The sequence below is a fragment of the Microcystis aeruginosa NIES-843 genome (assembly GCF_000010625.1).
In the GTDB taxonomy this organism is placed as follows: Bacteria; Cyanobacteriota; Cyanobacteriia; order Cyanobacteriales; family Microcystaceae; genus Microcystis; species Microcystis aeruginosa.
In genome coordinates, this window is sequence record NC_010296.1 from 3,505,886 (window position 1) to 3,528,318 (window position 22,433).

Here is a 22,433-nt window from a genome sequence, read left to right on the forward strand (position 1 = left end):
CCGACACTCTACACCCTGTTTCACTTTCCATCTGCTTGTCACCCCGTCAGTCGCAATAATTATTCTTTTCCAAGTCGATTCTAACACTATGGACTTTCAAGATAAAAAGAACTTATCCGAAAACGACCAATCAATCCAAACTAGAGTTTTTAAAGCTCTTAGTGAAGCTAAAGAAAAATTAAAAGCTTTCGAGTCTCAACAAAGCGAACCCTTAGCTATCGTCGGTTTAGGTTGTCGTTTCGGTCATAATATTGCGACACCTGAATCCTTCTGGTCTTTCCTCAAAGCGGGTAAAAATAACCTCAGAGAAATACCTAAGGAGCGCTGGAACCAGCAGGATTTTTATGATTCAGATCGGAATAAAGTGGGTAAAATCTATGTTTCTCAGGGGGGGTTTCTTGATGATGTCTCCCAGTTTGATGCCCATTTTTTCGGAATTGCTCCCAAGGAAGCCGTCGCTATGGATCCTCAGCAAAGGTTGCTTTTAGAGGTAGCCTATGAAGCTTTGGAAAATGCAGGAATGGCAACAACGACGGCTAGAAGGGGAAAAACAGGGGTTTTTATCGGGATTACCAACAATGACTATGCCCGTATTCTTACCTCAAATGAGGACTATAATGCCATCGGAGCCTATCATATTTCGGGTAATCATACTAATGCGGCAGCTGGGCGTATTTCTTACCTTTTAAATCTTAATGGTCCGAGTTTGGCAGTAGATACCGCTTGTTCTTCTTCCTTAGTCGCTGTTCATCTCGCTTGCCGTTCCTTACGTTCCCAAGAATGCAGACAAGCTTTAGTCGGAGGAGTGAACTTAGTTTTAACTCCAGAAGTCGTCATCGCCTTGTGCCGCAATCAGATGTTGGCCCCAGATGGCCAATGCAAAACCTTTGACGAAAGTGCCGATGGGTTTGGAATCGGCGAAGGTTGCGGAGTCATCGTCTTAAAAAGACTCAGTGACGCTCTTCAAGATGGTGATCACATTTGGGCAGTGATTCGAGGGACCGCAGTCAACAACGATGGAGCTAGTGGCGGCTTTACCGTTCCTAATGGGCCTGTGCAGAGAGAATTAATCAGAGAAGCTCTGGCTGACGCTCGTTTAGATGCCGAGGCGATCGATTATGTTGAAGCTCACGGTACAGGAACATCTTTGGGAGATCCCATCGAAATTAAAGCCATAGCCGAGGCATTATGCCTCAATCGTCGGAAATCTAACCCGTTATTAGTCGGTTCTCTCAAAACTAATTTAGGTCATCTGGCGGCGGCGGCTGGAATTTCAGGATTAATTAAAACCGCATTATCGCTACACTACCGTGAAATTCCGGCTCATCTAAATCTCAAAAAACCCAATCCTCATATTAATTGGGATGCCTTGCCGATTAGTATCGTTACGCAAAATTGTTCTTGGAATGTTAATAATGGCAAGCTCAAAGCGGCTGGAGTCAGTTCTTTTGGAGCATCGGGAACCAACGCTCATGTTATTTTAAGTGAACCGCCTCAACCGCAACCCCAAACCCCAAAAATATCCCCCATTCTCGTTACTTTCTCGGCTAAAGAACCCGAACGTTTACGTCTTTTTACGACTCAATTTGTCGATGAGCTTGAGCAGAAAACAGATCTCAGCGTCAAGGACATTGCCCTATCTTTAAATACCGGTCGTTTTCCCCATAAACATCGTCTCGCTCTTTTAGTTTCTAATCAAGAGAATCTGCGCCAAGGCATTCAGGCTTTTCTCAAGAGCGATGGGGATGAAAAGCAATTTCAAAATATTCAAAATAATAGCTTCGACATCATTTATGGAGAAGCGCAAAGCAATCCTAAAATTGCTTTTCTCTGCCATGACGAGCAAGAAATTAGTCTAGAAATCATTGAAACCCTGCTCAATAATGAGCCAATATTTTATGATGCTTTTAGGCACTGTGATCATCTGTTTAAAAAATATTTAGAATTTTCTCTTCAGGAATTATTGTCATCTAAAAAAGCCTTAGAGCCTCAGATTCCTTTGTCTGTACAACCGGTATTATTTGCCTATCAATATGCTCTTTGTGAACTCTGGAAATCGTGGGGAATTTCTCCTTCTGCGATTTTAGGTTCTGGATTAGGGGAATATCTCGCCGCTCAACAAGCGGGCGTTTTTTCCCTTGAAGATACCGTCAAGCTGGTGGCAAAACGCGCTCAAATTAGCCCACAAAACCCCAACTCAGAAGACCTTTTATCCTTGCTCAAAAGCACCCCAGAAGTCGATTCTAACTCTCCCGATATTACCCTAATTTATCAGGGTGAAGTGGTGAAAAAATCTCTCAAAAATTCCGTGAATAGAGGGGAAAGGATTAGGCAAAAATCCGACGAAATCGCCCAGGGAATTTCTACTTTGCATCAAATGGGATATCAAATATTCCTAGAAATGGGAATCAGTGCCAATCTCATTAATATAGGTCGTCAAAAGTTAGGGGTAAATTCAATTCTATGGTTATCTAGTTTAGGGGAAGATTGTCACAGTGATCAGCATGAGCAAAGGGTGCTAGGTCAACTCTATGTACGAGGATTTAATATTAACTGGGAATCCTTTCATCGCTCACATCCGGGGCAAAAAATTAGTTTACCTAATTCGCCTTTTATCCGCAAACGCTACTGGATAAATTCTGGCAATAAATCAGAGTCTTCTAGCTATAAAAACCCTAATTATTACTCTGGACATCCCTTACTAGGCGATCATTTTCCTTCTCCCTTAGCTCTCCTTCAATATCGAGGGAGCATTAGTCAACATAAACCTGCATTTTTAGGAGAACATCAGGTTTTTGATCAGGCCATATTGCCAGCATCTGCCTTGATAGAAATGGCTTTAGCTGCCGGGGAGAATCAAAGAGTTATTTTAGAAAATGTTGAATTTAAGAAGGCATTAATTTTAAAAGATACGGAAGACACATTACAGTTAATCATTGAGCAAAAAAGCTTTAAAATTTACCATGAACTTGAGCCAAATTGGGAAATATTAGTTACTGGAAAAATTGAGGAATTGAAATCAACTAATTTAACCCATTGTCATCTAGAAGAAATCGCCAAAAATTGTTCCGAAGAAGTCGATATCAACTCCTTTTATGAAACTTATCAAAAATCAGGGATAAATTACGGGAGTAACTTTCGGCTCATTCATCAACTGAAGCGGGGGGAAAATACAGCTTTTGCTCAAATCAAATTAACCGATAGGTTAGAGCGGGAAAAATATCATTTCCATCCCGCTATGTTAGACGCTTGTTTTCAAGGGATTGCTGCCATTTTATTTCAAGAAGAATCCTCAGTAACTTATGTTCCTGTTCGCCTTGGGCAATTGGCATTTTTTCACCCTCCTGATGAGCAGGTAATCAGCGCGGTTCGACTGAAAAACTCCTCCCCTAACCCTAACATTATCATCGCTGATATTGATATCTATTCCCCCCAAGGTCAACCCTTAGCATCCCTCACCAACTTAGAACTAAAAGCCGTTCAATCTCAAGAGATTATCCCCCAAGAAATCCCCCCTCAAATCTATCTAGAAGAATGGATGCCTTGCGAGGAATTATTAGGGAATGGTAGAGACACTTTAGTAGCTCCCCAGGTGATTCAAAATCAAATTCACCCCGCACAGTTAGAACAACAACTAGGGGAAAAATTGGGGCAATATGAGCGCTTAATGGAGGCCTTAGAAAAGTTAAGCGTAACCTATATTTGGGAAGCCTTAACAAAACTTAATGGACAGCCAAAATCAGGTCAAACTTATTCCGAAGCACAGATAGCAAATCAAGGTCAAATTGTCGATTTTTACCGACCTTTATTATCTCGATGTTTAAGCATTTTAGCTGAAGAAAAAATCGTTAATCAGACAAAAGATGGCTGGTTATTCGTCAAAGAATTAGAAGCACCTTCATCGCCATCGCAAATTAAAATTCTCCGCCAAGAATTTGCCGATTATCCAGCAGAAATTAGTCTCATGGAGCGTTGTGGCTCTGCTTTGGCAGCAGTCATGAGTCGTCAAGTTGAGCCATTAGAATTACTCTTTCCTCAAGGGGATTTAGAAGCGATCGCATCAATTTATTCGGAAGCTGCCGGAGCTAAATTGATGAATCAGTTAGTCGCCACCACAATCCGCCGTGCTATTGAGAATTTCCTCCCCCATTATCCCCTAAGAATTCTCGAAATTGGAGGAGGAACAGGAGCCGTTACTGCTGGCATTTTACCTCACTTACCCACAGAACATATCGAATATGTATTCACCGATATTTCCTCTAGTTTCTTAACAAGAGCCAAGGAAAATTTTAGAAACTATCCCTTTATTAAATATCAAACTTTAGACATTGAAAAAAATCCCTTTACTCAAGATTTTCTCCCCGGCAGTTTTGACATAATCATCGCCGCTAATGTTCTTCATGCCACAGCCAACCTTCAAAAAACCCTGGAAAATGTGCGCTCTCTCATCGCTCCTAAGGGACTACTAATCCTCTTAGAAAGTACAGGGGCAAGACGTTGGGTAGATTTAACCTTTGGCTTGACAGAAGGATGGTGGTTATGTAGTCAAGATCTGCGGCGGAATGGTTATCCGTTAATCAGCACAAAAGATTGGCAAAATTTACTGATTGAGAATCAATTTGAAGACATTAATATTATCGAACCAAGCCAAGCAAAAACCCGAAATTTATTAAAACAAAGTGTCATCATTAGTCGAAGCAGTGAGCAATTACCTTCTCTTCTGGCAAAATCTTACTATCATCAAATAATCTGGGCAGATAGTCAAGGAATTGCTAACGGTTTAATCCCTCTATTCCAACAGAGAGGAATAAGTTGTTCTTGCGTCTTTTCCCAAGATATTAACCTGGAGATTGCTGAAGATTACCTATCAATATTGAGAAACTCGATAACTTCAGAAACTCGTCAAATACTGTACTTCTGGGGCTTAGAAAAAATCCCTGGAGAAATGGATCAACAAGTCGAGATTCATTGTCAAAGATTTCTCTTTTTCTTACAAGCCTTATTGCAGCAAGAAAATCCGCCGGCTCTGATTTTAGTGACTCAAGGAGCAGTACCAGCAAAAGCCATTAAAACCCTGACCTCTCCCTCTCAAGCATCCTTATTAGGAATAGCCTTCAGCCTAGTCTTAGAACATCCTGAACTTAATTTTAAGGCGATTGACCTAGATCCAGATGAAGTAAACTCAGCCGACAAACTGCTGCAAGAAATCTACAGTAATCCCCAAGAAAACCGGGTTGCTTTGCGGGGGGAACAGCGTTTTTATCCCCGTTTAGTGCAGAGAAAACTTGAAGATGGAAATATCAATTTTAGTCCTGATGGCTATTATTTAATCACAGGAGGCACAGGGGGGTTAGGATTAGCAACAACCCGATGGATGATTGAAAAAGGGGCGCGGAATTTAGTTTTGTGTAGTCGTCGAGGGGCAGAAGGAGTTAGCCCTGAAATATTAGCCAATCTCTCCTCTAGTGGGGCAGAAATTACCCTCAAAAAACTTGATATTACCGATGCTGAAAAACTGCACACTGTCTTAGAAGAATGCCGTTCTAAATATCCTGTACGAGGCGTTTTTCACATTGCTGGAACCTTAGACGATACAACCTTATTAAGACTAACACCAGAGCGCTTTAATTATGTTTTAGCTCCCAAAGTTAAAGGAACTTGGTTGCTTCATCAACTCACCCTAAATGACCCATTGGAATTCTTTGTCTGTTATACTTCTGCTGTATCTTTAATTGGCTCGGCAGGACAAGCTAATGCTGCGGCAGCTAATGCCTTTGAAGACGCTTTTATCTATTATCGTCAGGCGCATCATTTACCCGGAACGGTCATAAATTGGGGTCCTTGGAGTGAAATAGGTGCAGCAGTAGATCGCAATGTTTTGGAGAGATTAGCCGCTAAAGGATATGGGGCTATGAAACCCGATTTAGCCCTTAATGCTCTGGAAAAAATTCTTCTAAATCAGATTATCCGCGCTGGTGTAATTAAGATTGACTGGCAACAATTTCCTTATATTCATCAAAGCTTTTATAAAAACTTTCTGCCTCAAGGAAAACCCCAAGCTGCCCCCTCATCTGAGTTTTTAAAACAATGGCAAAATTTAACCTTAAAAGAGCGTCCTAATTGGCTAACTAATCATATCATCATGCGTGTTTCTACTGTCTTAGGACGCTCAAATGATGAAACTTTTTCCCCTCAACAAGGCTTTTTTGATTTGGGGATGGACTCTCTCACTTCTACAGAGTTACGAAATCTGTTACAAACTGACTTTAATTGTTCTCTCCCTTCGACAATTACTTTTCGTTTTCCGAATGTTGAAGTCTTAGCTAATTATTTACAGCGAGAAGTTCTAGATAATTGTCAACCGGTATTTACCCCTCAAATAAAAGCAGAAATTTCTCAAAAACAGCCAGAAAAATCACAACTCGATGATGATCCTATTGTTATTGTCGGCATGGCTTGTCGATTCCCCGGCGGTGCTAAGAATTTACAATCTTTCTGGGAACTTTTAGAACAGGGAAAAGATGCTATAACAGAAATTCCTCAAGATCGCTGGGATCAGGAAACATGGTATGATCCTAATCCCGATGTCCCTGGCAAAATATACGCTCCTTACGGTGCATTTCTAGAACAAATTGAGGAATTTGATGGAGAATTTTTTGGCATTATTCCTAGAGAATCTGTCGCCATGGATCCTCAGCAGCGTTTACTCTTGGAAACTACTTGGCAAGCTTTAGAATCTGCTGGACAAAATCCCCAAAAATTACGCAACAGTCAGACGGGAGTTTTTATCGGTTGCATGACTCAAGATTATGCCCAATTAAGTTATTCTCCTCAAGCCATTAATGCTTATACTGGTTCAGGGACTTCTGTTAGTATGGCGGCGGGTCGTCTTTCTTATGTCCTTGGTTTACAGGGTCCATCAATGACTATTGATACCGCTTGTTCCTCCTCATTAGTAGCGATTCATTTAGCTTATAATGCCTTACTTAATGGTGAGTGCGATCTGGCTTTAGCCGGAGGGGTTAATATTATTTTAACTCCCATTATTTCTTTAATCGAAAGTCGCGCCCATATGCTTGCCCCTGATGGACATTGCAAAACCTTTGATGAGAGCGCAAATGGCATGGTGCGAGGAGAAGGCTGTGGAATAGTTGTTCTGAAAAGATTGAGCCAAGCAGTGAAGAATGGAGACCAAATTTTGGCGAAAATTTATGGCACAGCCGTCAATCATGATGGTCCAAGTAGTGGGCTAACTGTTCCTAATGGTCAAGCTCAAGAAAAATTATTACATCAAGCCCTTAAACGTGCTAATCTCAAGCCTGAACAAATCGATTATATTGAAGCTCACGGCACTGGAACAGCCCTTGGTGATCCGATTGAATTAGAAAGTATGTCCGCCGTTTTTGGCCAACGCTCCCCTAATCGGCCTTTAATTATTGGTTCAGTAAAAACGAATTTAGGCCATTTAGAAGGTGCTGCCGGAATTGCCGGATTAATTAAAACCGTTCTAGCGTTACAACACCATAAAATACCTCCTCATCTTCACTTTAAAAATCCTAATCCCCGCTTTGATTGGAGTTCTCATATTTTTGAAGTTCCTGTACAAGGAAAACCTTGGCATATCAGCGAACGTCCAAGGATTGCTGGAGTAAGTTCCTTTGGATTTAGTGGAACGAATGCTCATATCATTGTTGGGGAAATTGACGCTGATTTACCTCAACCTTCGGAGAATAATTTTTATCTATTACCCCTTTCGGCTCGTTCTGAAAAATCGCTGCAAGAGTTAGCGAGAAGTTATCAAGATATTTTGACTGAGTCTATCAATTTAGCTGATGTTTGTTTTACCGCCAGTACAGGGCGGGGGATTTTTCCGCAACGAATCTGTATTTTAGCAGACTCAATAACCACGGCACAACGAGCGTTAATTGATTACCAAGATGGTGAAAATTCTGACTCATTCATCCGACCGATTTTATCAGAGACTCCACAAAAGATAGCTTTCCTCTTTTCTGGACAAGGCTCTCAATATTCCGGCATGGGAGAAACCCTTTATAACCGAGAAGTTGTTTTCAAGGAAACATTAGATCTTTGTGATCAAATTTTAGAACCCCTTTTAGAAAAATCTCTCTTAGATTTAATCTTTCAAGAGCAAAATAGTGAGTTATTAGAGGAAACCCAAATCACTCAGCCGGTGATTTTTTCCCTTGAATATGCACTCGCCAAATTATGGCAATCTTGGGGAATACAACCTTCAGCCCTTTTAGGACATAGTATTGGGGAATATGTGGCGGCTTGTTGGGCAGGAGTCTTTTCTTTAGAAGATGCCTTAAAATTAGTGACTCAACGGGGTAAATTAATGGGAAAATTGCCCCACAATGGCAGTATGTCCGCTATTTATGCTGATTATGAGACGGTAGCAAACGCTCTAACTTCGTATGAAAATCAAGTTAATATTGCTTCAGCCAATGGCTCAATTACCGTCATTTCTGGATTTAAAGAGATTGTTGAGCAACTCGAAAAAGACTTTATTGATCAAGGGCATAAAACTAAACGTTTAGCGGTATCTCATGCTTTTCATTCGCCTTTAATGCAGCCCATTCTTGATGATTTTTCCCAGGTCTTAAAAACAATTTCTTTTCATGAACCTAGCTTAACAATTATTAGTAATCTGACAGGGAAAGCTGTAGGTTCAGAAATTACAACTCCTGATTATTGGGTAGATCATCTGCGTAATACTGTACAGTTTAGTCAAGGATTTCAGTCTTTAATTGATCAGGGTTATCGTTGTTTTCTAGAAGTCGGTTCTAAGCCTGTATTACTGAGTATGGCTCGCCTTATTGCTGCCAACCAGGATCTATTATGGTTGCCTAGTATTGTACCCGGGCAGGATGAACAGGCACAAATGTATAGAAGTTTAGCGACACTTTTTGTTAATGGTTATTCTGTAGAGTGGACTAAAGTATTTAAACAAGGTAAGCGAATTAGTTTACCGACTTATCCTTTTCAAAGAGAACGGTATTGGCTATCTAATTCGGAATTTTCTCTAGGGTCAATCAAGACTCAGTTACATCCTTTCATTAGAGATTTTAAAAAGTTAGCAACGGGAGACATGATCTTTGAAGGTGAGGTGAGTTCTCTTAACCCTAGTTATTTAGAAGAACACAAGGTATTTGAGAACATTGTATTTCCAGCTACTGGTTTTATTGAAGCTATTTTAGCCGCAAGTCAGAAAATATTCAATGGGCATTTTGTCACCCTTGAAAATGTCTCTATCCATCAGGGATTACTCTTATCTCCAACTCCCTCAATAATCCAAATAATTTTTAGACCTAAAAAATCATCTCAACTGATTTATACTTTTGAGATATTTAGCAGTGATTCTGCACAAGAACAATGGGTTCTTCATGTTACAGGTGAAGTCAAACCTAAGGATATACAAAGCTTGGCTGTCTCAGAATTAACCCAAACTAAATTAGAAAGGGAAAACCCTAAAGAATCGATTTCTATTCGTGAATTCTATCAGCTTTATCAGCAGATGGGTATCAGGTATGGGGAGCAGTTTAAAGCGATTCAAGAGTTATATTCTTTCAAAAAAGGCTCTCAAGCTAAAATTAGTATTAACCCTAGTTTAGCGGATCGGCGTTATTATTTTCATCCAGTTCTTTTGGATGCTTGCTTACAGAGTATTGGGGCAGCTTTCCCAGAAATTCATGGTCAAGAATTGCATCTACCTTATGGATTCTCTTCCTTGGAAATATTCCTAAATCCAACTTCGCAAGTTTGGACGGAAGTTCAGGTCATCTCAGATACTAATGGTGAAATGAGAGTAAATGTTAATATTTATGATGAACAAAGACAGCTTTGCGCTCGCTTTACTGACTTAACAGCACGGCGCATAAATCCAGCTATTTTACAGAGTTTATGGCAAGAAAAGTCAAATAATTGCTTTTATAAAGTGGAATGGAAAAAACTTTCTTCAATGCCAACTGTTGCCGTTGATCCTCAAAATTCTTGGTTAGTCTTGGTTCGTCCAGAAACAGACTTAAATTCCCTAATTAATTTATACAAAAAGGCAGGAGAAAAAGTAATTACTGTAGAAATGGGGCAGAATTATCAATGTTATTCTCAAGATTCTTTTGTGATCAATCCGGCTCAGAAATCTGATTTTCAGCGTCTCTATCAAGAAGCTTATCCATCTGGAGAATTTCCGACTGGTGTTGTTTTTTGTTGGGAATCTTCAGAAGCTGAAGAAGTTCTAGATACAGTAGATCAGAGTTCTCATGCCGTCTTAAATTTAGTGCAAACCCTCACTAATAACTGGGAGAAATTACCCCATTTATGGCTGATTACTCGCGGGGCTAATAAGATTAGCAATGATACGGCTTTATCTCCTCAACAGTCCCATTTATGGGGATTAGGAGCAGTCATTAATCAAGAGTATCCTAAAATGGGTTGTGTTTGTTTAGATTTACCAATCCATAAAGAAGCTAATGAAGCTGCACTTTTATTCAATGAATTAAAGTGTTTCCCCCATGAATTCCGTTTGGCTTTACGTCAAGGAAACCGCTACGCAGCCAGGTTAGTTTCTGCATCTCTTCCTACCTCAGAAAAACGACAGTTTATTAATCAGTCAGGGGCTTATTTAATCACGGGAGGGGGAGGAAAACTCGGCGGATTAGTGGCTCAATGGTTATCAGAAATGGGAGCAAGTCACCTAGTTTTGTGTAGTCGCCATGTTAAATCTTCAACAGAATTGATAGCCCCATTAGTAGAGAAAGGAACAAAAGTAACCTTGATTGAAGCTGATATTACTTCCCCCACAGATATGAAAAATTTATTCTCTCGTTTTGGGGCAGACTTGCCCGTCTTACGAGGAATAATTCATGCAGCAGCGGTCTTAGAAGATGGGCTTATCAGTAATCAAAGTTGGCAAAAATATCAAAAGGTAATGAGTCCAAAAGTAGCAGGAACTTTATTATTAGATCGTTATACTCGCTCTCTATCTTTAGACTTTTTCGTAAGCTTTTCTTCTGCGGCTGTCATCCTTGGTTCACCGGGTCAAAGTAATTATGCGGCGGCTAATGCTTTCATGGATGCTCTAATGCAGCAACGGCAAAGTTTAGGATTACCTGGTATTAGTATTAATTGGGGAGCTTGGGAGACGAGCAACCAAATTGATCAACAACGTTTCGCTAATTGGGGTTTGCAGATGATGCCTTCTGAGCAAGCGTTTCAATATCTCAACCAGATAATTTTAGATGATATTACCCCAGGGATAGTTCTCGATATTAATTGGTCGATTTTTAATCAAACTTTCAACATTAGTCAACCCTTCTTTAGCGAGGTATTAACCCTAAACAATCAAAAACAAACAAGTCCAGCAAAACTATTAGAACAATTAAAATCTGTCTCTATAGACGAACGAATAACCGCTTTAGTAGAAGGACTGGAGAAAATATTAAGAGAAGTGACAGGGTTAAATGAGAATAAGGTTATTCCTCAACAAACATCATTCTTAGACTTAGGTTTAAACTCTCTAATGGTCATAGAATTTAAAAATCGCTTAGAAAGAGATTTAGGGTGTAAATTGCCATCTTCGATCATTTTCGATTATCCTAATCTTCTCAGCTTAAGTACCTATTTAAGGGAAGAAATTCTAGCCAATCATCTCGATTTTGAGATTAAAATAAATCCAATTCCTGACAATCATAATCCCTACGACAGCCTCAGTGAAGACGAACTGGCAAGATTACTTAATCAAAAATTAACGGAGCTTGATCAATATGGAGGTTAAACTTTAAAAATAATGTTTCAAAAGCCATGAGATGTGGTAGGATAGGTAGATGAACATGAGTAAGCTTAACTCTCTGGAGTTAAATTTGGGTTTATATTTACTGATAGCACAGCATCCTAATTTATGTTTAACGGCGTATAAATTTAGAAATTATAGAGAATAGGGCATGGTTGAGAGTATAGATTACAAAAAATTAATGGCAACGACCTTAAGCAAAATGGAGGTCATGCAGGCTCGTATCAATGAATTAGAGACGAGACAAAGTGAAGCTATTGCGGTGGTTGGGATGGCTTGTCGTTTTCCTGGAGGTATTAATTCCCCAGAAAAATATTGGAGTTTTTGTCAAGCCGGGCTTGATGCTATAGTAGAAGTTCCTAAAAGCCGTTGGGATATCTCAAAACTGTATTCTCAAGAACCAACTTTAGGAAAAATGAACACCGCTTATGGTGGATTTCTTCAAGAGAATATCACAGAATTTGATGCCCGTTTCTTTTCGATCTCAGCAAGAGAAGCAGCCTCCATGGATCCTCAACAAAGGTTACTCTTAGAAGTTGCTTGGGAAGCGTTAGAAAATGCCAATTTACCTCTGAAAAATTTAGCCGATAATAAGGTAGGGGTATTTGTGGGGATTACTAGCATTGATCATGCTCTGAAGGTTTACGGCACAAACTATGATCAAATTGACTCTTTTTTTGGCACCGGCAATGCTCTAAGCGCAGCCGCCGGAAGGCTATCTTATTTTCTCAATCTTCACGGTCCTTGTCTCTCCATTGATGCAGCCTGTGCATCCTCATTAGTAGCCGTCCATCAGGGGATTCGTAGCCTGAGAAATCGTGAATGTGAACTCGCTTTAGTGGGTGGGGTAAACCTCATTTTAGAACCCGCCATTACGATTAGTCTTTCTCAGTCGGGAATGATGTCCCCCGATGGGCGTTGCAAAACCTTCGATGCCTCTGCTAACGGATATGTGCGAGGGGAAGGCTGTGGGGTTTTAATCTTAAAAACTTTATCAGAAGCCCAGAAAAACGGGGATCACATTCTTGCCCTGTTGCGAGGTTCGGCGGTGAATCATAATGGGGCTGCTGCCGGTTTAACCGTACCCAGTGGACCCGCCCAGCAAGAATTGCTCCGTCAAGCTCTAGCTGATGCCAGAATAGTCCCTGAAGATGTCAGCTACATAGAAGCTCATGGCACAGGCACTTCTTTAGGAGATCCCATCGAATTGAATGCCATTGCATCAGTTTATGGAAAGCGCTCCGACCCTCTTTATATCGCCTCAGTGAAAACCAATATCGGTCATCTTGAAGCCGCAGCTGGCATGGCCGGAATAATCAAAACAATTCTGATTCTTCAACAGGGTGAAATCCCCTCCCATCTTCACTTACAAAGCCCTAATCCTCTGATTAATTGGGAAGATCATCCTATTAAAATTCCTACTCAAAATATACCTTGGCCGAATAACAATAAAGTCCCTATAGCTGGGGTAAGTTCTTTTGGGTTTTCTGGCACAAATGCCCATGTCATTGTTCAACAAGCACCCGTCAGCAAAATCTCAGAAATTCAACAACAAATTCCTAGTCATCTCTTAACTCTTTCAGCCCACAACAAAACCGCTTTAAAAGAATTAGCTAAACGTTTTCATACCCTCCTAGAATCTCATCCTGAAATTGGAGATATTTGTTATAGTGCAGCTGTCGGCAGGATAGATTTACCTGAACGTTTAGCCATTGTTGGCGATACTTGTCCAGAATTACAACAAAGATTAGCCGCTTTTGCTGAAGAAAACCCGCTTGATGATTTGACTTTTTATCAACGTTTTACATCGGAAAAATCCCCTAAAATTGTTTTTCTTTTTACAGGGCAAGGGGCTTGTTATCCTGGCATGGGACATCAACTCTATCAAACTCAGCCGACATTTCGTCAATATATTGATCAATGTGCCGAAATATTAGCGAAGTATTTAGACCATCCTTTAACTGAAATATTATTTGGTGAACAGACCGATTTACTCAATCAAACTGCTTACGCTCAACCGGCTATATTCGCCCTAGAATATTCCCTAACAATGCTATGGAAATCTTGGGGAATTACCCCCAGTTTACTGATTGGCCATAGTGTGGGAGAATATGTAGCAGCTTGTATCGCAGGAGTATTTAGCTTAGAAGCTGGACTCGCCTTAGTTGTCAAACGGGGGCAATTAATGCAAACCACGACCTCTGGGAAAATGGCTTCAATTTTTGCTGATGAAGAGACAGTAATTTCCCTAATTAAAAATTATACTCAAACAGTTTCAATAGCTGCCATTAATCACCCTCAACAGATTGTTATTGCTGGAGAAAGTGCCAGCCTTGAGGAAGTTATTAGCACCTGCAAAAAGCAAAAAATTCCCGCTCAATATCTCCCCGTTACTCAGGCTTTTCATTCCCCTTTAATGGAGCCAATTTTAAAAGAATTTGAAAAAGAGGCTCGTCAAATTTCTTATCAACGCCCCCAAATTCTCTTACTTTCAGGACTTGATGGAGAGGTTTTAGAAAATGCACCAGATGCCACTTACTGGAGCAAACAATGCCGAGAACCAGTAAGATTTTTGTCGAGTTTAATAACCGCTTTCAACAAGGGATATAACCTATTTTTAGAAGTGGGACCAAGACCAATACTGGCAGAACAAGGTCGTCGTTATAAAGATGAGGTCATCTGGTTAAGTTCTCTCAATCGTGGCTTAGATAACTGGCAGACAATTCTTTCAGCCTTGGGACAACTCTACCTAAATGGCGCACCTTTCAATCCAGAACAATTCAATCGAAATTATGGCTATAAAAAAGTCAGATTGCCGAACTATCCCTTTCAAAGGAAACCTTTCCAATTTCAGCCTAATCCTCGAACAGAAAATCAGAGCATTGACAAAATATTCCTAGACGCACAAACCTCTAACCTTACCGATACCGAAACCACAGTTTTCAATATGCAAAAACATCAACAGGAAATCCGTAATCAATTAAAATCAATTTTGGCTTTACTTCTGAAAGAAGATGAGAACGAACTGCCGGAGGATGAGACATTACTAAACTTAGGAGCAGACTCAATTATCTTGACTGACTTTTCTCGCAAAATTGAAGAAAAATTTCAAGTCAAAGTGAAAATAGATCAACTCTTTACCGATTTACAAACTCTTGTTGATATCGCCGAATACCTCTGCCAATTTGTCAAAGAAAAACCCTTAGAAAATGCTTCAGAAATAACAGCTAAAGTTATCGATGACGAGACAGAATTAAGCAATTATCTGCAAGTCATTGATCAATTGCAACCCATCGCTACAGCCTATATCATCAAGGCTTTAGAGTCCTTAGGGAAAAAACTTAATCAAGGGGAACAATGGACAATAGAAACCCTAAGACAAACCTTACCTGTTGCCCCCAAATATCACATTTTGCTCAATCGTTATTTGCAGGATTTAGAGCAAGCTAATATTCTTCACAATCAAGGGAATATTTGGACTGTCAAAAACTTGCCTGAGTCTTTTTCCTTGCCCCAAGCCCTACAAAAGCTAGAAAAAACTTGTCCATCTGCAAAACCTGAATTAGAAATGTTGCAACGCTGCGGCGAAAATTTAGCAGAAGTTCTCAAGGGAAATATGGACCCCTTGACATTAATTTTCCCAGAAGGTTCCGTTGCTCATGCAGAAAGTATTTATGGCAATTCTCCCGTATCTCGATTGATGAATCAACGAGTTGCCCAAGCTATTAACCAGATTTTAACGAACTTTTCTAATAGTGATCGCCCCTATCAAATTCTCGAAATAGGAGGAGGAACTGGTGCCACTTCAGAAGCAATTCTTCACCACTTAAACCTCGATCATGTCACTTATTCTTTTAGCGAAGTTTCTCCCTTCTTACTGCATCAAGCTAGGCAAAAATTTCAGAAAAAATATAACCTAAACTTTCATCAACTAGACATTGAAAAGTCCCCCATTTCTCAGGGTATACCTGCCCATAATTATCATATTGTTGTCGCCGCTAACGTCCTTCATGCGACCCGAAATATTACAGAAACTCTAACCCATATTCGGGAACTTCTGCGCCCCGGCGGTTACTTAGTTCTCCTCGAAACCGTAGAAAATAACTCATGGCTGAATTTAACCTTTGGATTAACCCCCGGATGGTGGCGCTTTCAGGATCAAGAATTACGCTCAGACACTCCCTTATTAAGGGGTGAAAATTGGTGTTCCGTTTTAAAAAGTTGTGGGTTTGCTACGGCGAATAGTTTCTCTAAACAAAACAATATTCCCATTAACAATGGCCAAGAATTAATTCTTGCTTGTGTGCCAGATGAACCCCTCTCAATTCCTGCAAGGACTAAGCTTACTGTCTCCGGTGAAAGCTCCGGTAAAGAAGCCTTAATGATGGCTCAATTACAATCTTTAAAAGACCTAAAAGACCTCCATGAGAAAACCATTATCAAGCAATTAGAAGTTCTTCAAACTGCCACCGTCTCCCCCAGTATAGCCCCCGAAATATTAACGAATCAGACTCAAATCATTCCTGCCCAAAGCTCTAAAATAGAAACTTACCCGCCGGTTTCTCAAGAGAAGCCCAAATCTCCTGAGAAACCTAGTTCTCCCAATTTAAACCCCTTAGCCTTAAAGCTCACTGAGAACAAATCCTTAACCGAACAACAACAAGCCTTTATTCAAAATTTACAGAGTATTTATAACCAGAAAACCGCCAAATCAAAAGCCTATTCACAAAATAGCCGTAAGACAATGGTAGATGTTAAACCGACCATTGACTTCCGCATGGCCTTAAAAGAATTTCAATATCCGATTGTTTCAGAATCCGCTCAAGGGGCTTATTTTAAGGACATTGATGGCAATAATTACATTGACTTAGCTATGGGGTTTGGGGTTAACTTTTTTGGGCATAGTCCTGATTTTGTCATTGAAGCAGTTCAAGAACAAATGAATCGAGGAATAGGCTTAGGAATGCAGTCAAATCTGGCCGCCGAAACCGCCGCTTTAATTAGTGAAATGGGCCGAGTCGAAAGAGTCGCTTTTAGTAATACGGGAACCGAGGCGATTATGGCGGCTGTTCGCATTGCTCGCTCCCGGACAAAACGTCAAAAAATCGTTATGTTTGCCGGCTCCTACCATGGAACTTTTGACGGCATCTTAGCACGAGTAGGAGAAGATAAAACCACTGCTCAACCCTTAAGTCTAGGCACCCCTTTAGGAATGGTTGAAGACGTAATAGTCTTGAGTTATGGAGTTGAAGAAAGCCTCGATATTATTGCTACTCATGCTGATGATTTAGCCGCCGTATTAGTCGAACCAGTTCAAAGTCGCAAACCCGATTTACAGCCTCAAGAATTTCTGCAAAAACTACGACAAATAACCCATAAAAAAGGGATCACACTCATTTTTGATGAAATTATTACCGGCTTTCGGATTGCTCCGGGAGGAGCGCAAGAATGGTTCAATGTTGAAGCTGATATAGTCATTTATGGTAAGGCCATTGGAGGAGGTTTACCAATTAGTATGATCTGCGGTAAAGCAGATTTCTTAGATACCGTTGACGGCGGTTTCTGGCAATACGGAGATGACTCTCATCCCCAAACCGAGTTAACCGCTTTTGGGGGAACTTTTTGTCGTCATCCTTTAGCCCTTGCTGCTTGTCGTGCTGTGCTGTTACATCTTCGGGAAAACAGCCCAACGATTCAAGAAAAAGTGAATCAATTAACTCATCGATTAGCCACCGAAGTTAATCAGTTTTTTCAAGAAATAGGCATTCCGATTCGGGTTGTTAATTTTGGGTCTTTATTCCGCTTTGAACCCTTTGGAGCTTATAGTATTTTCTTACAACCCATCGAATTACCCCTCTTTTATTACCTATTAAATCTTAAAGGAATCTACACATGGGAAAAACGAGTTTGTTTTCTCTCCACCTGCCATACTAATGAAGATATAGACAAAGTTATAGTAGCCGTCAAAGAAGCGATTACGGAATTGCAGCAAGCTGGTTTTTTTGCTAATGCTAAACGCCCTCAAGTCAAGAAAGAAGAAAAAAAGCCCCTCTCTGAAGATGAAGATGGTAGGGGACATCTACCATCTTTAAATCAATCCTTTCCCACCAGTGAAGCTCAACGTCAGCTTTGGTTATTAGCTGAATTAGACCGTAATGCTTCAGCATCCTATAACGTCACAACATCCCTAGAATTACGAGGTTCTTTAGATGTTTACATTTTAGAAAAAACGATTAATCAAGTTATTAATCGCCATGAAGCTTTGCGAACCCAAATTATAGAACAAGGAGAATTACAGGAAGTTGTCAATCAAGTTAACATTAAATTAAAACTAATTAATTTGAAGGATGAAGATAATCCCGAAGCGACGGCCTTAGCGTTACGATCTCAGTTTTCCCAAAAACCCTTTGACTTGTCGATTGCTCCCTTATTTGCTGTGATTTTAATGCGCTTAAAACCTGACCATTATCTGCTGTCTTTAAAAACTCATCATATTGTGGCAGATGGTTGGTCACTAGGATTAATTTTGCAGGAAATTGGTCAACTTTATTCATCCCAAAATAACACAACTAAAGAGGTTCTCACACCACCGATGCAGTTTCGGCAATATTTAACTTTGCGAGCGCAAGAGACGCAAAGTCCACAAATGTTAGAGCATCGGGATTTTTGGTTGAAAACCTATCAGGAAGATCTCCCAACCTTTGAGCTTCCCACCGACTTTCCCCGTCCCGCCGTTAAAACCTACACTGGCGGACAAGAAAGTCAAGTCATTCCCTCTGAAGTTGGGCAAAATTTGCAGAAAGTAGGACGCAAAAATAAAGCTACATTATTTATGACGATGTTCGCCGCTTATACTGCTTTTTTGCGTCGAATTTCTGGTCATAAGGATTTAGTCATTGGTATTCCTATTTCTGGGCGACAAATAGAAGGCAGTGACAACTTAGTAGGCTTTTGTTCTCAATTTTTACCCCTGCGGATACAAGTCGATGCTACCACCTCTTTTATTGAACATTTACAACATACTAAACAAACCCTGATCGACGCTTTTCGCCATCAGAGTTATACTTTAGAGGATTTATTAGCAGCTTTACAATTACCTAGAGATTTTTCTCGTTCTCCTCTCATTTCTGTATCTTTTAACATGGATCCTAGTTTAACTCTGCCTGAGTTTAAAGACTTAAAAGTATCCTTGCCACCGTCACCAATTAGTTACACCCCTTTTGATCTAGGATTTAACTTAATTGAACTTAATGATAACCTCATTATTTACTGCAATTACAATACAGAACTATTTAAAAAAGAGACAATTAAACAATTTCTTGAAAGCTTTGAAATTTTGCTGAGGGGAATCATTGACGATGCTAATCATCTCCTTTATCAGTTACCTTTATTAACCCCAGTCCAACAAGAGAAGTTACTCAGACAATTAACGGGAAAAACTCGCAAACTCCCTGAAAAAGCCACCATCATTGATGACTTTGTAGCTCAAGTTAAATTAACCCCTAATGCTCCCGCCTTAATTGCGGGAAAAATTAGCCTTAGCTATCAAGAATTAAATGAAAAAGTCAATCGTCTTACTCATTATTTACAGCAGGAATATCAGCTAGGTGTAGGAAAAGTGATTGGGGTCATGCTCCAGCGTAATCACAACTTAATCATCGGGATTCTGGCTACCTTTAAAACTGGAGCGACTTACGTTCCTATAGACTCTCAATATCCTCACAGTCGCATTGAGTTTATTTTAAAAGATAGTGGCTGTCATGTTTGCCTAACGGAGAGTAATTTTATCTCTAAGTTACCTGAAAAAATGGAGAAAATTTGCTTAGATAAAATCGATCCTATTGTTGAAAAATATGACAAAGATGAGCCTAAAATATTTCGCGATTCTAGCCAAACTGCTTATATTTTTTACACTTCAGGTTCAACTGGTAATCCTAAAGGAGTCATGGGCCGTCACATCTCAATTTTGAATGTTATTCAAAGCTTACGACTTACCTTTGATTTAGATAAACATCCTGAATGGCGCTATATTTTCACAGCTGCCGTTACTCATGATCCATCTATTCGTAATATTTTTCTCCCCTTAACCATAGGTGCATCCCTATATATGTACGAAATAAAATATATAGGACATTTGGTTTCTTTCCTACAGGAAAATCAAATTAATGCCCTACACACCACCCCATCTATCTATCGAGAAATCTTGGGGCTACTTGAACCAGGAGAAACCATTTCCAGCTTAAAATATATCTCGGTAGGAGGGGAAAAATTAGATCGGGAAACTGCCTTAGCTTTACGGAAACGTTTTCCAGCAGAAATTATTAGCAATGTCTACGGATCTACAGAAACTTGTGTGGGAGTATCCCAGTATGAAATCAAGGAAAACTTAGACAGCGAAATCCCCCTCGGTCAAGTTTTCCATAACAATCGCTTAGGGGTTCTTGATGAATTTAATAATCCCGTTCCCCTCCATGTAATCGGCGAAATTTGTGTAGAAGGTGCCGCCCTAGCATCGGGTTATCATAACCAACCCGAAATGACTCAAGAAAAATTTAAACCTAGCTTTCTTGATGAGACAAAAACTCTCTTTAGAACCGGCGATTTAGGCAAGCAAACTGCTCCCGGTATCATTGAGTTTATGGGACGAAAAGATAATCAAGTTAAGGTCAATGGTTATCGAATTGACCCCGGAGAAATTGAATATCAATTGACTCGTTATGCTCCCATTGAAAGAGCGATTGTTTTACCCGTTCAAGTGAATAATCAAACTCAATTATCTGCTTACTGTCAAACAGACAAAACTCTAGAAATTGCTGAGATTCGAGAATTTCTTGCCAAGTTTTTGCCAGTTTATATGATTCCCAGTTACTTTATTTTTTTAAAGCAATTCCCCTTAACTCGACATGGGAAACTTGACCTGCACTCCCTGAGAGAACTCAAAGAAACCAGTAAATCTCTGGTTAATTCTAATTATGTTGCACCCCGTAATCATTTAGAATCCAATCTCGTTAGTATCTGGGAAAAAATTCTCTCTAAACATCCTATCGGTATTTTTGATAACTTCTTTGAAATTGGCGGTCATTCTCTACTCTTATCAAGGGTTGTAACCCGGGTTCATAAAGAACTAAATGTATCCGTAAAATTGGCTGACTTCTTTAAAGTTCCAACCGTTGCTGGATTGGCGACTTTAATCTCCCAGACTCAATACAATTATCAAGAACCCATTTCGGCAATTCCCCCCCAAAAATCTTATCCGATGTCTCATGGTCAGCGTCGTCTTTGGGCTTTAGAATTCCTAGATCAAAATCATAATGCTTACGGAATGCCCAGTGCTTATCAATTCAAGGGCAATCTCAATATTGACGCTTTTGAAAATGCCTTTCAACAGTTAATTCAACGCCATGAAATTTTGCGGACAACCTTTACTTTAATCAATAATCAACCCCGTCAAGTTGTCCATAATCAAATGAACTTTGTCATTAAACAAATAGACCTGACAGCTTATGTTAGCACAGAACAAGAAAACTTGATCGAAGAAGCGATCAGCCATAATGCCAAAACGACTTTTGATTTAGAAGTCGGACCGTTACTTAAAGTTAACTTACTTAAACTAAGCCAAGAGAATTACATCGTCTTGTTTAATATGCACCATATCATTTCTGATGGTTGGTCAGCAGGGGTTTTAATTAAAGATTTCCTCAGCCATTATCACGCCTATGGACAAGAAAATTCCCAATTAATGCCCCCTCTCAGAATTCATTATAAAGACTATACTTCTTGGCAAGAAAGTCAATTAGAAACCTCGAAACTTCAAGATCAACGGGATTACTGGTTAGCTAAATTAACTCCTGTCCCTGTGCGTCTTAACTTACCTGTTGATTATCTGCGCCCACCTGTTAAAAGTTTTCAAGGAAATACAATTACATGGCAACCTGAACCCGAATTGATCGATACTTTTGAGAAGTTAGTTAAAGCACAAGAAGCCAGTTTATTTATGGGTTTAGTTAGTTTGGTTAAGAGTTTTCTATTCCGTTATACTGAGCAAAATGAAATTACAATCGGCTCTGCCATCGCCGGCAGAAATCATCCTGATTTAGAAGATCAAATCGGATTTTATGTTAACACTCTCGTCCTGCGGGATCAGATAGCAGATCACGACAGTTTTACGGATGTCCTTAGCAAAGTAAAAACAACCACTTTAGAGGCTTATGATAATCAAGACTATCCCTTTGATCAGATCGTATCTGATTTGAATTTACAACGAGATCCTAGCCGGAATGCTCTCTTTGATGTGGCAATTGTCCTGCAAAATAATCAAAATATAGATCTGGCCTTGAACGGAATTACAGTGAACTCCATTGACCCCAAAATGATGACCGCTAAATTTGATTTAGAATTTATCTTTGTTGAGGAAGAAGAACTTTATCTCAAGCTAATCTACAACACAGATATATTTATCCATGAGCGAATTTTATTGCTCATAGATTTGTTCAAAAACTGGCTAGAGCAAGTTTTAAAATTTGCCCATGAACCTTTGATAAACTTATCCTTAGCTTCCTCAGAAAATCTTATTCAAGAGGGGCAGGATCTGTTCACAGAAGATTTTAATTTTTAGTCAACAGCA

General features: G+C 39.8%; 2 protein-coding genes. Both read left to right on the forward strand.

Going from position 1 to position 22,433, the window contains the following annotated elements; translation table 11 throughout:
* Positions 1-88: 88 nt before the first annotated feature.
* Entirely contained in the window at positions 89-11,794 is an 11,706-nt protein-coding gene (locus tag MAE_RS16670; protein ID WP_012266630.1) for a type I polyketide synthase, read from the forward strand.
* 166 nt (positions 11,795-11,960) lie between these two features.
* Complete coding sequence (locus MAE_RS16675) at positions 11,961-22,424, forward strand: hybrid non-ribosomal peptide synthetase/type I polyketide synthase (RefSeq protein WP_012266631.1); 10,464 nt, start codon at positions 11,961-11,963, stop codon at positions 22,422-22,424.
* Positions 22,425-22,433 lie beyond the last annotated feature (9 nt).